We start from the raw sequence: 14,088 nt of genomic DNA, 5'->3' as shown, positions 1-14,088 counted from the left end.
AAGGTTTTCTCACCAAACCCGAGTACTCTGGCTATAGCAGCCCGTAACTACGGGGTCGTAATGCCTTCTTAATCAGGCAAGGTTTTCTCACTGGTGGCTCTATTGAGGTGTGGTTTTGTTCATCGGGCACGACTGTCGTAATGCCTTCTTAATCAGGCAAGGTTTTCTCACATAATAGGTCACTATATGAACGTTTGTCCCGACTGTGCCAGGGGTCGTAATGCCTTCTTAATCAGGCAAGGTTTTCTCACAAGAAATAATTTATTTGTTAAATTACCAGCTCTCATTGAGTCGTAATGCCTTCTTAATCAGGCAAGGTTTTCTCACAAAAGTCGTCTCCGACAAGCCATCCGCTCTCATTGAGTGGGTCGTAATGCCTTCTTAATCAGGCAAGGTTTTCTCACGATGGAAAAGAAAAAAGAGTATTTGGCAAAAGTTAAATTGTCGTAATGCCTTCTTAATCAGGCAAGGTTTTCTCACATGGCGGAAGCCTCGAACTCTGGATTGAGGAAGGAGAGGCAGTCGTAATGCCTTCTTAATCAGGCAAGGTTTTCTCACGAGGAGTATCTCGAGGAGGTCGAAGAGAGCGGGCTTATGTGTCGTAATGCCTTCTTAATCAGGCAAGGTTTTCTCACAGTTGGCTTCAGAAAACAGTATACATATTACTCTGATAATGTCGTAATGCCTTCTTAATCAGGCAAGGTTTTCTCACAGCAGGCTCTAAAAGTGGCGTTATCTAAGAAACTTAGAAGACAGCTCAGGTCAAGGGTCAGCGAAAATTCTCCAAACAGCACCCTTTAAACTCTACTATTTTGCTCAAGAACCACTTGAAACCATTGAAAGCCAACGAATTCCGAAAACGGTCAGGGTTCAAAATAAGCCTTTCCAAAAATAACGATAAATAGGGAAGTTATAAATTTGCGTGAAAATGGGGTACCCCTGACCGGAAAGGCCAGGGGTTTTGGTCAAGTTTGCTTCTCGGCCTGGCGAAACTCTTTGTAGCGCGGGAGATGGAGATTGCTTCGCTCCGCTCGCAATGACCAAAAAAAGAAACTCGCAAGAATAATTAGTGGCCAATTAATTGCAGCACCTATTACCCTATTCAATTTTCAAAGAGCACTTTTAGTTTCTCTCAAATTAGCTTTTTTATCAAGATTTTTTTCATTATTAAGCCCTTTAGGAAAAGCTTTAATTAAGAGTCTGTTTCGCCCCTGATACGGCTAGTAGTGAACACTGAAAGAAAGATTGGAGGCCACGCTAACACCCAACAAAATTTCTTGACAAAAACATGAAAAATTTATAAGACCTTTAGAAAGTTTCAGAGGGTGGAGTTGGTTGCTATTTACTATGAATAAGCAGGATAGACTTGAAAACTTGCGCCAGAGATTTGAAAAGCTCGTTACCGTCAAATTTCACTGCCGAATCATCACTCCTATGTTTTTAGGTGACGCCGAACAAAAGGCGTCGCTGCGCCCGGCGCCGTTTAAAGGGCTTTTGCGCTACTGGTGGCGTGTGGCCGCGGGGAGAAATTTAAAAGACCCTGTAGAACTACTGACGGAAGAAACCAAAATTTTTGGCGGCGGGGGTGAAAAGGCGCAAAAGAGTCTGGTCACCGTGGAGTTGGAGGGAAAGCCTAAAATCATAACTGACCAACGTCTGCCGAGAGTTAGAAATGTCTTTCATCCTGAAGCTGGTCGTCCGGTAAATCCTCTTCTTTACCTGGGCTATGGGCCGGTTACCTGGGATAAAGGATCAAAATACACGCGCTTCTACCTCGCCCCCAAAGAAACCTTTACCCTCAAGCTCACTCTGCCGGCCTCTTTTCTGGAAGATGAATATTTCAAAACCGCTCTCCTTTATCTGTGCGCCTTTGGGGCCATAGGCTCTCGCTCTCGCAACGGCTGGGGAAGCTTTCAGGTGGAGAAAATAGACCCCCCCATTACGGCCAAAATTAAATATTCTTTATGGGGAAAAGGGCTATTCCAAAAAGACTATCCTTTTACTTTAGCAGCCCAAAAAGAAGAAAACCTTATAAAAGCTTTAGTTTGGAAGACCAAAAATCTACGTAAGAACTGGGAAGAGGTCATGAAAGAACTAGCCGAGGTTTACATCTCGGTAAGAACCTCTCTATCTCCAGATGGAACAAAAGACATTGATGAACGTCACCTCCTTGGTTTTCCATTGACAAATCATTATGCCTTTGATGCCCCTAATTGGGGAAAAAATGCCAGACATGCCTCACCTCTGCGTTTGTTCGTGCGTAAAAAGAAAACCGGTTATCAGGGTTTTGTTCTTCATCTCCCCTTTGGGATAAGCAAGGAGATGCGCAAAAACGCCGCTCGAAAAGAATTTTTTACTCCTGATAAACAATTTAAAATCTGGCAAAAGGTTCATCAGCGTTTGGACCAGGCTATGCAGAGGGCAAACATAAATGACTGCCTGTAAAATTCGCAAAGACGAAAACTACTGGCGTGAAAAACTGGCCGCTTTTCTGCACGACCCGCCTGACAAAGCTCTTTCTATCTGGGGTCATGTCAAACGAGCTGAAAAACTGCGGGAAAAAATCTATGTTTCCGCCGATGAAAATTTGCTCTCCAGGGCTGACCAGGTAGCCTCAGGGCTTGACCGCACTTTTTTACCCGAAAGAGAAAGCGGGGGCGAAATAAAATTTCCAGAATATCCCGTTATTACCCACCCTACGGGTAAAACCAGCCCTTTTAACCTGGGCCCTTTTAGTAATTTCAATCTTCAAAATATTTTAAGCCAAATTGAGATATTAATAGCACAGGACAGTAACAATTTCCCAAAACACTATTATTCTTTTGCCCTTTTTCACTATTTTCGGCACGTGCTCCCGTGGCGTCTGGCCCAAACAAATGTAGGCAACCTTGCCTGGCACTGGTGGGGGCTTCCAGCAGACACCCGTTTGCCGGACCATTCCATCTGGCAACACTGCGCGCTGACTTCAGCCCTCTACTCCTGCTACCGGGAGTCGCCCGACACACAAGCAAGTCTTATGGTCTTTAGCCTTACTCCTGTTCAGGACTTCATTGCCCGCTCACGCAAACTTCGCGACTACTGGACCGCCTCATTGATCCTATCCTGGCTAGCCTCAGAAGGTCTCTGGGTGGTCATCTCTCGCTACGGTTCAGACCATATTATCTATCCTGCACCAATAGGCCAGGCCTTAATAGAAGCAAAGCTAGACAAAACTTGTGGCTTTAGCCACTGGACGGCTCGCTATCACCTTGAAGCCAGAGCAGCCACCCTTCCCAATAAGTTTTTGTTTCTTAGCCCGGCAGGCCAGGAAAAAGAAATTGCTGAGCTTATTGAGAAACACATAGAAGAATCCTGGAAGGAACTGGCCAAAAAAGTAAAAGACCTGGTCAAGAAGGAATGTTTTAGTGGGGTATCAGAAGCTTGCCTGAAAAGTTTTGACTATATTTTTGACCGTCAGGCGACTAACTTCTGGGAATTCCACTGGACAGCCGTATCTTTACTTGACGAACATCTTTTAAACCAGAACAGGCCCTTTCTTCCTAAAAATATCGTCCAAAAACTTGAAACTTATCTGGAAGAAGCTCGCCAGATAAATTTTCCATATCTGAGCTTCACCGAAAAGTTTTTTTACCCGGCTTCTTACGATTTTGCGGGGCGCGGTCTTGCCGCGGAAAAACTCTCTCCGAGGGAAATTAGACCGGAAGAACCCGGTATTAAGTGTCATCTCCATACGGACTTTGAAGCTTTAAGGTTTTCCTGTCTGGAATGTAAAAATGATGGGAAAAGCTGTGAACTGAATTCAGGCCGAGGGCCAGACTCCAATCCTAGACCAAGCCGTGACCCATGCTGGCAAAAAATTCGTAAAGAATTCTCTAAGTCAGAATTTAAAGAAACCGAACGTCTTTCAGCTCTAGGGCTTATCAAACGCTTGGCCTCCCGGGCGGTAGATAAAAACCATCCGCTTTACTCTTTCTTTCAAAGGGCCGAGAGCTTCCCTTCCACCACCGAAATAGCCCTGAAAGATTGGCTTGAGCGCGCTGAAAAAGATATAGCTGAACTCGGCCTTTCCCACAAAGATATAGCCGAAATCCTTCACCAGAAGGAAACAAACAACAAGTACGAAATTAAAGACATTTCAAAGCAAGAACAAGAAATACATAAAAAAGTTTTGAAGCTCCTTAAGCGCCGTAAAGAAAAAAATGACGAACCAACCACCTACGACCGTTATTATGCCATTCTCGTTATGGACGGTGACCGGATGGGGAGGCTCCTTTCCGGTGGTTTTGCCGCTCGCTGGCGGGATGTTCTTCATCCGGAAATTATAAGGCGTCTTGAAAACGGCGAAATTGGCTCAAATTTTAAGACCTTCTGGCTAGACTTTCTCAACTGCAAGCGTCTAATTTCCCCGGCCGTCCACGCGGCCATCTCCAAAGCATTATCTGACTTTGCTCTTTATACCGTGCCCTCTATTGTGGCAAGATATCGGGGACGCTTGATTTACGCCGGAGGAGACGATGTTTGCGCCGTCTTTCCCATCTCCAGTGCGCTAAAAGCGGCACGAGAAATAGCCCACGCCTATAACTGGGCTTTTGTAAGATATGGACAGAGGCGAACGGTGGTAAAACGAGACGGAAAAATAGTAGATAATGAATTCCTGACTGGAGAAGTTTCAAAAGCCGAAGATTTGCTTTCGCAAGACCTTCTGCTTCTTCATCTGGGCCCGGGTGAGGAGATTTCCATTTCAGGTGGACTTTTATTTATTCATCACAAATGGCCTCTTCGCGCAGCCCTTGAGCGTGCCCACAGCTTGCTGGAAATAGCTAAAGATCCCGGCCGGAGGGCTCTGGCCCTTGAACTGCAGCGCCGCGCGGGCGAACAGCGCACTTTCGTTGCTGGTTTCAAAGAAAAAATTAGTTTTAACGAAAATGAAGTTTCAGTCTGGGACGCTTTTGAGGCACTAAACAAGGCCTTTGCTTCCCGAAAACTTAGCTCCTCTTTTGCCTACAGGCCGAAAGAACTAGCAGAAGGCCTGGAAGTGTTAAGTGATAATCCTGACGAAATGGCTCGCTTTATTCTTGCCCAGATAAAGACAGGGAAAAAAGAAAACTCATCTCTTTACGAAGAAATTTCTTCCTGGGTAGCCACCGTGCTCCTGGGAGACCGGAGGGGCACTTTAGCCTTTGAAGCCCTGGAAATTGCCAGATTTTTAGGAGAGGCCTGGCGTCGTCATGGGTTTAATTGAACAGTGGCTTGAAATAAAACCACTTGACACGCTTTTTTTCCGCGGCGGAGAGCCTATGGAGGCCGGGGAAACTCACGAAGCGGGAAGACCCATTTTCCCGCCGGCACCGGATACAATTATTGGCGCTTTACGCACCGCTATTTTAGGGCAAAAGGGCATAGACCTAGCGGTCGTAAAAAAACTCGGAAAAGAGCAGGATTTAGACCTGGAAAACCTTCCTTTTTGGGGATCGCCTGCCCGTCCCGGTTTCAGAATTGCTGGCCCTCTTCTTAAGGCTAACGGGATAGTGTTATTTCCCGCCCCAGCCAATTGGTTTTATTCTCAACCTGGATGGGAACCAACCCGTTTCGTCATTTATGAAGCCCGGCCGGATAAAAAAACTGTAAGCGTCAAACTCCCTTTTAATAAAGCACTCTGGGTGGAAAACCCTCCACAAGATATGGAGCGTCTTTCACTAGGGTTCTGGGTAAACAGGAAAGCCCTGGAAAACCAGGAAAAATTTTCTCTTGAGGTAGCCGAATCTATCACGGACATTTCTGAAGAAAAAGCTCTAGCGGTGCCGGTTGAACTTTTATTGAAAACCGAACAAAGGGTGGGTATTGCCAGAGATAACCGTCTTAGAATGGTTAGGACTGGCCATCTCTACGCCACCCACCACCTGCGCCTGGCTAAAGGTGTTTCTCTTGTGGTTGGCCTTGATAAAGCTCTTTGCCCTTCACATTTAAACGAGAAAGGCCTGTTTCAGTTTGGAGGTGAAGGGCGACTGGTCCGCTATCATCTGATAAAAGATAAACCTCAGCTTCCGCAGAAAAATAACGGCCGATGGCTGGCGGTTTCTCTGCTTTCTTTCAGTAGAGCCCGGTCAGCAAGTAATCTGGCCGGTCCTTATGCTTCAGGAAAACTCCTGCGGGTTGGAGGCTTTGATCTGAACTCCGGGTTCCATAAACCTGCACGGACTTTCTTCCCCGTGGGGACTGTATTCTTTGCCGATAAAGACCCAGGGCTTTGCGAACTGATACCTTTTTGAGGAGGACAAATTATGAAGTTTGATAGAATCACCTTTGACCCTTTGGTTATGGGGGGCAAACCTTGTATCAGAGGTATGAGAATAACTGTTGGAATGATAGTGGGCCTTATTGCCTCTGGGGTTAACAAAGAAGAAATTTTAAAACTTTATCCGTATTTAGAACCGGAAGATATAGATCAGGCTTTAGCTTATGCTGCTTGGCGAGCTGAAGAAATAGAAATTTCAGAAGTTGAAAGTAAAAAAGTCGCATGAAGATATTAGTGGATGTCAATCTATCACCTCAGCTGGCATTACTTATAAAAGAGAAAAACTTTGAAGCGCTTCATTGGAGCGAAATTGGAAATTTATCTGCAAAAGACGAAGAAATCTTTAATTGGGCTAAAAAAAATAAATTCATCGTTTTGACTCACGATTTAGATTTTGGTGCTATTTTAGCTGCAACTGAAGCAGACTTCCCTAGCGTTATCCAAGTTAGAACTTTAGATGTAAGGCCTCATATCTTGCTTCCTAAGATCCTATATTTGCTAAACACGTATGAGAAATACCTAACACAGGGGGCTCTCATTGTATTAGATGAAAGAAAGACACGAATAAGGATTTTACCTTTAAATTAGGAGGACAAATTATGCTTTGGGGAGATGAAAAAAGGCTCTGTCTCTTATATGCCCTCACGCCGATTCATGCCGGAGCAGGCCAGGCCTTGAAGGCGGTGGATCTGCCCATTCAGCGCGAGCGCCACACCGCCTGGCCTATGGTACAGGCCTCGGGAGTAAAAGGGACCTTGCGTGATTGGTGCGAGAAGGCCTGGGAGAATAACGGCATAGATAAAGACCTAGTGAAGTATATCTTCGGCCGCGCTGGAGAAGAGGGAGGGAGCTGGGCCGGGGCGGTCACGGTGACCGACGCCAGGCTCCTTCTCTTTCCCGTACGTTCAAACGTAGCCCCATTTGTGCACGTTACTTGCCCGGCAGTGCTCAAGCGGCTGAGGGAAGAACTGTCTCTTCTGGGATTGCAGGACAAATTGTCTGAAAATTATTCCGTAGGTGAAGAGGAATACATAGTGCTTAAGGGCGGGATTTCCGGCGAAATTGTTCTGGAAGACATGGTGGTAAAGCCAAAGCAAACGCAAGAAAAGACAAATTGGCTTCCAAATAACATCCCTGAGGCCGAAAAGATCCTTCTGGTCTCCGACGAGGTATTTGGTTACCTCGTACGCACAGCCACAGAAGTGCAGGCCCATATTGCCATTAAAGACGATACCGGCACAGCCGAAGACGGTTCTTTGCGCTATCAGGAATATCTTCCAGCAGATACAGTGCTCTATTTTCTCGCCTTTTTCTCAGACGAGAGAAGCAAAAGAGACCAATTTAAATCTGCTCAAGAAATAGCTCAGCTCGTTACTGAACACGGAGTAACCACTCACCTCCAGATAGGCGGCGATTTCACTTTGGGTAAAGGAATTTGCAAGGTGAAATGGATAGCTCCCAAAGATTCTCAGGGAGGCGCTAAATGAAGACCAAAGCACAAGAAAGAGCGAAGTTTGCCTATGAAAAGGTAAAAGAGGCCCTTGAGATATTAGGCAAAGGGTCGGCCAAGGAATTCTCGAGCTTTGTCTCCGGGCTTCCGGCCATGATCTTGCAAAACGGCCTTGGGCACACACTGTGTTTTCTCCTGGCCAAGGCGGCAAATCAAAAAGAGAGTAAATATAAAAAAACCGGTAAAGAGGCCAAATATTGGCTTGCTTTTGAGGCTCTGGCTGAATGGCTTAAAAAACAAGATCTTCTTAATTACGACCCTGACAACCCAGCCCAAACTATACACGAGCTCACCCGGAAGAGAGCCCTTGAGTATCTGGCTCTTCAAGAGGAGGCCCTGCGGTTTCTGGAGTGGTTCAAGGTCATGACCAAAATGTTTGTGGAGGAAAAAAGTGCCTGATTGGGGGAAGAAGCCGAAACACGGAGAACAAGGCCGGAAAAGAAAACAATCAATTCCTAAGTACTTTAGCCCTTTATCGGCAGATCATGTAGGAATAATTCAAAATCTCGGCGATAGTTTCAATTTTGGGCTTTATTTCAATAAGTGGCTTTTTACGGAGTGGAAAACCAGGAATAATTTTAAGTTTCCGGAATATCAATTTCAGGCTAGTGGACAGGCTAAAATAGTTCTTAACTACTACGAGAAAGCCTCAAAAGGGGTTAAATCTCTCATTGCAAAAAAACAGAAAGAGATTGAGAACATCTGCAAGGCTTTTCAGATGTTAGGCTATGAGCGAGTATCGAAAACTTATACACTCCAGACATCTTTAATTATCGGCCTGGGTAACGCCCATCCTACCGAGCGCGGATTCACCTTTCACTGGACCCTGGGCATCCCTTACCTCCCTGCTGAAAGCATAAAAGGCGTGGTGCGCCTGGCTTATCTGGTAAATAAAGCCCAAGAAGAGCCAGACTTTTTTGAACACTGGGCTGAAGAAGACGAAAGATTCTGGGAATACCTGGCCAAGCCTTTTGGCCGGGAAGAAAAGGATGGGAAAAGGGCTCGGAGAGGCAAAGTGATCTTTTTTGACGCCTTACCTGTTGAACCCCCGCAGCTTACCTTGGAGATCACCACTTGCCACTACTCTGACTATTACGGTGGCAAGCGCGGCCCTACGGAAGATCAAAACCCAAATCCCCTTCCCTTTCTGGCCGTGGCGACGGGAGCAAAGTTTCGCTTTGTTTTGCTTATGCACGAATCATTGGGAGACAAGGCCAAAGAAAAACTTTTGAAGGCCTTTCACGCTGCCCTCGCCGAACACGGCTTCGGCGCCAAGACGGCCCTGGGACACGGGAGGTTTGTTTATGGCTCTTAAAAAGGGGCTATTAATTTCAATTGGTACGGGAGTTGGAGATACTCCTGAAAGTATTTTAAATGCCATTTCTCTTTCTATTTCTGAAAGGAATCCCAATTTTATTGCTTTTATCGTCTCGGATAAATCTAAGAAAAATGCCCAAATTGTGTGTGAAAACTTGGGAATAGATAAAAAGCATTACAACTTTTTTGAAATATCAAATCCAAATGATTTAGATAAATGTGTCAAAAAAACAAACGAGGCTGTTGATTGGCTTTTAAAACAAAATCTTTCTTCTCATCAGATTATAGCTGATTTTACATCTGGAACGAAACCTATGTCATCTGCTATTGTTTTAGTTGCTTTCCAAAGAAATATTGGTTCTTTAAGCTATGTTCAAGGGGAACGAATAAAAGGTATTGTAAAAAAAGGAACAGAACAAGTTATGTCCTTTAAACCGATAATTTCTAAAATTTACTCAAATATTAACGAAGCCTACAAAAGCTTAAAAATATATCAGTTTGATACTGCTAGTTCTATTATAACAGAATGTCAAGAGTTTAGAGACTTGCTATCAGAAAATCGAAAAAATGAACTAGATTATTTAGAAAATATTATAAAGGCATATCATTCATGGGATTTATTTAAACATCATGAAGCAGAAAAATATTTTTCTAAAGCAGAAACTGCTTTTAAAAAACTAGAAAAAAACGAATTTATTTCTCTTTTTCCAGAAAAGAAAACTCTTAAAAGTCTAAAAATTTTGGGAAATTTCATTTATCAAAACAAGAAAGACAAAATTATCATTGCTGATCTATTAGCAAACGCCAAAAGAAGAATAAAAGAAGGAAAATACGATGATGCCATGGCTAGATTGTATAGAATTTTCGAATTAGTTGGCCAAACTATACTATTTTCAAAGTATGGCCTGAATAGTTCTGATCTAGATTTAGACAAAATTAGGAATTTATTGGGAAGTAAGTTTGAAAAGTGGACAAGTCTCTTACAAAGAGATCCTACTGACAATAAAGTCAAGATAGGTGCTAGAAAAGTCTATGAATTATTGAATGATTTGGGACATAATGTTAGGAAAGAACTAGAATCTTTTAAAACCTTATTAGCTCAAAGAAACAATTCTATTTTAGCTCATGGTTTAAAACCTATTGAAAAAGAGACTGTGGAAAAATTATGGGAAAAAATTTTCGATTTGTGTCAAAAACATTTTGATAACTTTGAAAAAACTTATCAACAACTTATTTTTTCTTGGGATCAGTAATTTCATTATCATAACCTACTATAAAATAACGAGGAACAAATGCTGTTACAAGCATAACCATTTGCCACTAGCCATCTGCCATCTACTATCACCCGGCCCGCTAAACTAGAAGGAACAGGCTTTGAGATTCATACTATTCAAAATTCTTGACTAATTTATGCCGCCACCGTAAATTAGTCGTATGTATATTCCGCGGTTGTTGGAAGAGGTATTTGAAAGGGCTTCCGGTTTCTTTCCCGTAATTCTTTTAACCGGGGCCAGGCAGGTTGGAAAAACTACTCTTATAAAACACTTATTAGAAAAAGAAGGCCTTAAAAGAAACTATGTATCACTTGATGAATTTGGAGCAAGGGCTCTAGCCATAGAAGACCCTGACCTGTTTTTGGAACGATACCCACCACCAGTGGCCATTGATGAGGTTCAATACGCACCGCAACTTTTTGAAAGAATAAAAGTGCTGGTTGACCAGAAAAGAAAGCCCGGGGCATTCTGGCTTACTGGTTCTCAGTATTTTTCACTTATGAAAGGCATTTCAGAAAGCCTTGCTGGAAGAGTGGGAATATTAAATCTTCTAGGCCTATCTCAGGAAGAAGAATTTAAAACCTTAAGGCCAGGACCTTTTTTACCTGAAATTGGTTTTAAAAATACTTTAATCCCCATAAGGCCCCTTGAAGTATTTGAACGTTTAGTAAGGGGTTGTTTCCCTGCTCTGGCAACTTCTAGAGAAATTCATCTGGAAATTTTTTATTCTTCTTACCTTCAAACTTACATTGAAAGGGATATAAGGCAGATATCAAATATAGCCAAATTGATAGAATTTGAGCGTTTTTTAAAGCTCTGTGCGGCACGTATAGGCCAGCTTTTAAATTATTCTGATTTGGCAAGAGATGCGGGAATATCTGTTTCTACAGCCAAAGAATGGATAAACACTTTAGTAGCTTCAAATCAGCTTTTTCTTTTATCCCCTTATTACCGCAATATTTCCAAACGTCAGATAAAAACACCCAAGCTTTATTTTTGGGACACGGGTCTTGCTTGCTATCTAGCCGGATGGCGAGATCCTAAAACCGCTTTTGAAGGTGCCATGTCGGGAGCTTTATTTGAAAACTATGTTCTTGTAGAAATACTTAAAAGTTATTTCAATCGCGGAAAAGAACCAGCTATTTACTTCTGGCGCACTAAAGACGGCCAAGAAGTAGATTTATTAATAGAAGAACAAGGAAAGCTTTATCCTATAGAAATCAAACTAAGCATGCGCCCTAAAAAAGATATGCTCCGTGGTGTTTACGCCTTAAAAAAATATTTCAAAAATATTGGTTCTGGGGCTCTGGTTTGCCTTGTTGAAAAACCCTTTCCTCTGGGAAAGAACTTCTTCGCCCTACCGGTTACCGCTATTTAATTTTTTTAGCTGAAAGCCAGAGGGCTATTGCCCCAAAGGCCACGCTCACGTTTAAGGAACACTTACCACCACGCATAGGAAGCCTGAGCACCAGGTCGCACTCTTTAAGGAGCTCAGGGTCCACACCGCAAAGTTCATTACCAATTACGAGGACCAAGGGAGCTTCTGGTATCTCTATGTCTGGATGCCAGAGAGTGCTACCTTCAGTTTCAAGGCCCCATAAAACAAACCCTTCCTCTTTCAAACGGCGCACTAAGGCCAGGGCATCAGGCTCATAACTCCAGGAAAGCTTTTTTTCAGCGCCAAGGGCGGTTTTAGCCACCCCTTTATGTTCAGGCGTTGGGGTAATGCCGCATATATAAAAATGAGAAAAACCAGCCGCTTCACCAGTGCGCAAAATAGAACCTACGTTCCAGGCACTACGCACATTTTCAAGAATGGCTACACAAGAAGGCTCTATCTTTTGAGGTAAAGTTTCAAAATTATCGGTTTCAAGAGGACGGGTGGTCTTTAGGATTAATTGGCTACCACAGGCCGGACAACTGGTTAATTTTTCAAGAGAAGGGAAGCGGAGACGACAACTTAGACACTGATAAAAAAGACCATTTCTCATGCTATCATGCTAAGTTTTATAAAAAGGACTAATTTCCTTTAAGCATTGGGGGCTTAGCTCCCAAGCCCCCCGTTGCCTATAGGCTTAATTCTAATATTAGGTTTCCGTTTTATTCTCCTCCAAATAAGTGAGTTTAAATCCTTACGATAAACTATTTTAAACACTAAGATTACCGCTTAAGCGGTAATTTTGGTGAAAAGGCTTTGCAAGACCAAGAAACTCTTAACTATATGATAGCATTTTCTAAAATTGTACCGCTTTTGACACGGGTTCCTGGCAAAACCCTTACATCTTTTAAATCACAATGGCTTTCTATAATAGCCTCAGCCTCAATAAAGGTTTTTCCACGCAAGCTTACAAAGGGATAAATAACCACGCCTGGGGCAATCTTTACCTGCCGTTCTATATAGACATGATCCGGGAAAATGAAAGAAACTCCGTTAGCCATAAATTTTTCTCGCAACCGACGTTGGAATATAGCTTCAGCTCTGGCCAATTCAAACTGGCTATTAACTCCCAGTACATCTTCAAAATCGTTCGTTTTAAGCGCGGCTACAGGAAGACCTTTAGTCCGGGCAATTTTTATAACGTCGGTCAAATAATATTCTCCCTGAGCATTGTCATTTTTTACCTGCTTAAGGGCCTCAAAAAGAAAATCTTTTTTAAAGATATATGTACCGCTATTAATTTCTCTAATATTCTTTTCCGCCGGAGAGGCGTCTTTCTCTTCCACTATAGCAGCTAACATTCCCATTTCATCTCTTACAATGCGCCCATAACCTCTTGGTTCAGGAAAATCAGCAGTAAGCACAGTGGCTACGGCATTATTCCTTTGATGTAATTCAACCAAAGAGACAATAGTATCCAGTCGCAAAAGTGGAGTATCTCCACATAAGACCAGAACATCACCTTCAAAATTAGAAAAAATTTGTTCCGTAATTGCCACCGCATGACCCGTACCCAATTGTTCCGCTTGCACGGCAATCTCTACTGCGTAGGAGGAAAGAATTTCTTTAACCCTTTCCTTTTTATAACCTATTACCACTGCTATTTGAGCTGGCTTCAAAGGAAAAACTGTCTCTAAAACATGGATTATTAGAGGCTCTCCTGCTAACAAATGCAAAACTTTAGGAAGGGGAGACTTCATGCGCGTGCCCTTACCGGCCGCTAAAACTATAACCGAAAGCGACATTGTACCCCCCTGAAAAACAAATAAAAGAAAAACAAATAAAAAAGGGGAGGCTTTCGCCTCCCCTTTAAAAAGCAGAAGTTTAAATTACTTAGCCATCTTAGCCTTTTCAGCTACTCGTAAACGTACCAGTGCTCTAGCCAAAGCCGCTTGGGCTCTGGCAATGTCTATTTTTTCAGCTTTAGCCGCTGCTTCCTGAAGACGCTTTTCGGCTCGCTCTTTAGCCTTAAGAGCCCTTTCTACATCAATTTCTTCAGCCTTTTCAGCAGCTTCGCAAAGGAAAGTAATTTTATTACCGCTTACTTCGCAAAAGCCTTCACTAACCGCTAGAAATTCCTGACGCTCATCAACACGGTAGCGAAGCTCACCGATTTTTATAGCCGCCACCATGGGAGCATGGTGAGCCATAACACCAAACTCACCTGCTACACCGGGAGCAGTAACTATATCTACCTCCTCGCTAACCACCAAACGGTTAGGCGTTACTATCTCCAGTAAAATGCGTGCCATTA

Annotated in this window: 13 protein-coding genes and 1 CRISPR repeat array (1 of these 14 running past the window's edge); of the genes, 10 read left to right on the top strand and 3 right to left on the bottom strand. The window is 43.2% G+C overall.

What is annotated here, in order from left to right; genetic code table 11:
• A CRISPR array of direct repeats spans positions 1-712; the repeat unit is 37 nt; unit sequence GTCGTAATGCCTTCTTAATCAGGCAAGGTTTTCTCAC (it extends 2,961 nt beyond the left edge of the window).
• A gap of 635 nt (positions 713-1,347) precedes the next feature.
• The 10 genes from cmr1 (at position 1,348) to THEIN_RS06805 (ending at position 11,774) form a co-directional block, all read left to right on the top strand.
• Positions 1,348-2,445, top strand: coding sequence for a type III-B CRISPR module RAMP protein Cmr1 (gene cmr1 / locus THEIN_RS06850; protein WP_013907956.1), 1,098 nt, complete (start codon positions 1,348-1,350; stop codon positions 2,443-2,445).
• Positions 2,432-5,242: a type III-B CRISPR-associated protein Cas10/Cmr2 gene (gene cas10 / locus THEIN_RS06845; RefSeq protein WP_013907955.1), complete on the top strand. Its 2,811-nt coding sequence runs from the start codon at positions 2,432-2,434 to the stop codon at positions 5,240-5,242. The genes cmr1 and cas10 overlap by 14 nt, the downstream gene beginning before the upstream one ends.
• A complete protein-coding gene (locus THEIN_RS06840; RefSeq protein ID WP_013907954.1) occupies positions 5,229-6,269 on the top strand; it encodes a type III-B CRISPR module-associated Cmr3 family protein in 1,041 nt (346 codons plus the stop codon). Before cas10 ends, THEIN_RS06840 begins: the two co-directional genes overlap by 14 nt.
• Positions 6,270-6,281: 12 nt before the next feature.
• Positions 6,282-6,521 (top strand): DUF433 domain-containing protein, encoded by a 240-nt coding sequence (locus tag THEIN_RS06835; protein WP_013907953.1) that lies wholly within the window; start codon positions 6,282-6,284, stop codon positions 6,519-6,521.
• Complete coding sequence (locus THEIN_RS06830) at positions 6,518-6,883, top strand: DUF5615 family PIN-like protein (RefSeq protein ID WP_013907952.1); 366 nt, start codon at positions 6,518-6,520, stop codon at positions 6,881-6,883. Before THEIN_RS06835 ends, THEIN_RS06830 begins: the two co-directional genes overlap by 4 nt.
• Before the next feature lie 11 nt (positions 6,884-6,894).
• Complete coding sequence (gene cmr4 / locus THEIN_RS06825; protein WP_013907951.1) at positions 6,895-7,782, top strand: type III-B CRISPR module RAMP protein Cmr4; 888 nt, start codon at positions 6,895-6,897, stop codon at positions 7,780-7,782.
• Positions 7,779-8,204, top strand: a complete 426-nt coding sequence (gene cmr5, locus THEIN_RS11660; protein ID WP_013907950.1) for a type III-B CRISPR module-associated protein Cmr5 — start codon at positions 7,779-7,781, stop codon at positions 8,202-8,204. Before cmr4 ends, cmr5 begins: the two co-directional genes overlap by 4 nt.
• Complete coding sequence (gene cmr6 / locus THEIN_RS11655) at positions 8,197-9,120, top strand: type III-B CRISPR module RAMP protein Cmr6 (RefSeq protein WP_013907949.1); 924 nt, start codon at positions 8,197-8,199, stop codon at positions 9,118-9,120. Before cmr5 ends, cmr6 begins: the two co-directional genes overlap by 8 nt.
• Positions 9,110-10,375, top strand: coding sequence for a TIGR02710 family CRISPR-associated CARF protein (locus tag THEIN_RS06810; RefSeq protein ID WP_013907948.1), 1,266 nt, complete (start codon positions 9,110-9,112; stop codon positions 10,373-10,375). The genes cmr6 and THEIN_RS06810 overlap by 11 nt, the downstream gene beginning before the upstream one ends.
• A 181-nt stretch (positions 10,376-10,556) precedes the next feature.
• The gene (locus THEIN_RS06805) at positions 10,557-11,774 is read left to right on the top strand and encodes an ATP-binding protein (RefSeq protein ID WP_013907947.1); all 1,218 of its coding nucleotides are present in this window, start codon (positions 10,557-10,559) and stop codon (positions 11,772-11,774) included.
• Here the strand turns inward: THEIN_RS06805 and THEIN_RS06800 are convergent.
• The 3 genes from THEIN_RS06800 to THEIN_RS06790 form a co-directional block, all read right to left on the bottom strand.
• The gene (locus THEIN_RS06800) at positions 11,767-12,387 is read right to left on the bottom strand and encodes an RNA methyltransferase (protein WP_013907946.1); all 621 of its coding nucleotides are present in this window, start codon (positions 12,385-12,387) and stop codon (positions 11,767-11,769) included. The genes THEIN_RS06805 and THEIN_RS06800 overlap by 8 nt on opposite strands.
• A gap of 226 nt (positions 12,388-12,613) precedes the next feature.
• Positions 12,614-13,579 (bottom strand): bifunctional UDP-N-acetylglucosamine diphosphorylase/glucosamine-1-phosphate N-acetyltransferase GlmU, encoded by a 966-nt coding sequence (locus THEIN_RS06795; protein WP_013907945.1) that lies wholly within the window; start codon positions 13,577-13,579, stop codon positions 12,614-12,616.
• A gap of 84 nt (positions 13,580-13,663) precedes the next feature.
• Positions 13,664-14,086, bottom strand: a complete 423-nt coding sequence (locus tag THEIN_RS06790) for a F0F1 ATP synthase subunit epsilon (protein WP_013907944.1) — start codon at positions 14,084-14,086, stop codon at positions 13,664-13,666.
• Positions 14,087-14,088: the final 2 nt, after the last annotated feature.

This window comes from Thermodesulfatator indicus DSM 15286 (genome assembly GCF_000217795.1).
Taxonomy (GTDB): domain Bacteria; phylum Desulfobacterota; class Thermodesulfobacteria; order Thermodesulfobacteriales; family Thermodesulfatatoraceae; genus Thermodesulfatator; species Thermodesulfatator indicus.
The sequence above is the reverse complement of the archived record's forward strand: the minus strand, read 5'-3'. Positions and strand labels throughout refer to the sequence as shown.

Excerpts from the sequence above, each read along its gene's own strand:
- THEIN_RS06840 (WP_013907954.1), top strand. The coding sequence starts at position 5,229 with ATGGGTTTAATTGAACAGTGGCTTGAAATAAAACCACTTGACACGCTT.
- THEIN_RS06795 (WP_013907945.1), bottom strand. The coding sequence starts at position 13,579 with ATGTCGCTTTCGGTTATAGTTTTAGCGGCCGGTAAGGGCACGCGCATG.
- cmr5 (WP_013907950.1), top strand. The coding sequence starts at position 7,779 with ATGAAGACCAAAGCACAAGAAAGAGCGAAGTTTGCCTATGAAAAGGTA.
- THEIN_RS06810 (WP_013907948.1), top strand. The coding sequence starts at position 9,110 with ATGGCTCTTAAAAAGGGGCTATTAATTTCAATTGGTACGGGAGTTGGA.
- cas10 (WP_013907955.1), top strand. The coding sequence starts at position 2,432 with ATGACTGCCTGTAAAATTCGCAAAGACGAAAACTACTGGCGTGAAAAA.
- THEIN_RS06790 (WP_013907944.1), bottom strand. The coding sequence starts at position 14,086 with ATGGCACGCATTTTACTGGAGATAGTAACGCCTAACCGTTTGGTGGTT.
- THEIN_RS06835 (WP_013907953.1), top strand. The coding sequence starts at position 6,282 with ATGAAGTTTGATAGAATCACCTTTGACCCTTTGGTTATGGGGGGCAAA.
- THEIN_RS06800 (WP_013907946.1), bottom strand. The coding sequence starts at position 12,387 with ATGAGAAATGGTCTTTTTTATCAGTGTCTAAGTTGTCGTCTCCGCTTC.
- cmr4 (WP_013907951.1), top strand. The coding sequence starts at position 6,895 with ATGCTTTGGGGAGATGAAAAAAGGCTCTGTCTCTTATATGCCCTCACG.
- cmr1 (WP_013907956.1), top strand. The coding sequence starts at position 1,348 with ATGAATAAGCAGGATAGACTTGAAAACTTGCGCCAGAGATTTGAAAAG.
- THEIN_RS06805 (WP_013907947.1), top strand. The coding sequence starts at position 10,557 with ATGTATATTCCGCGGTTGTTGGAAGAGGTATTTGAAAGGGCTTCCGGT.
- THEIN_RS06830 (WP_013907952.1), top strand. The coding sequence starts at position 6,518 with ATGAAGATATTAGTGGATGTCAATCTATCACCTCAGCTGGCATTACTT.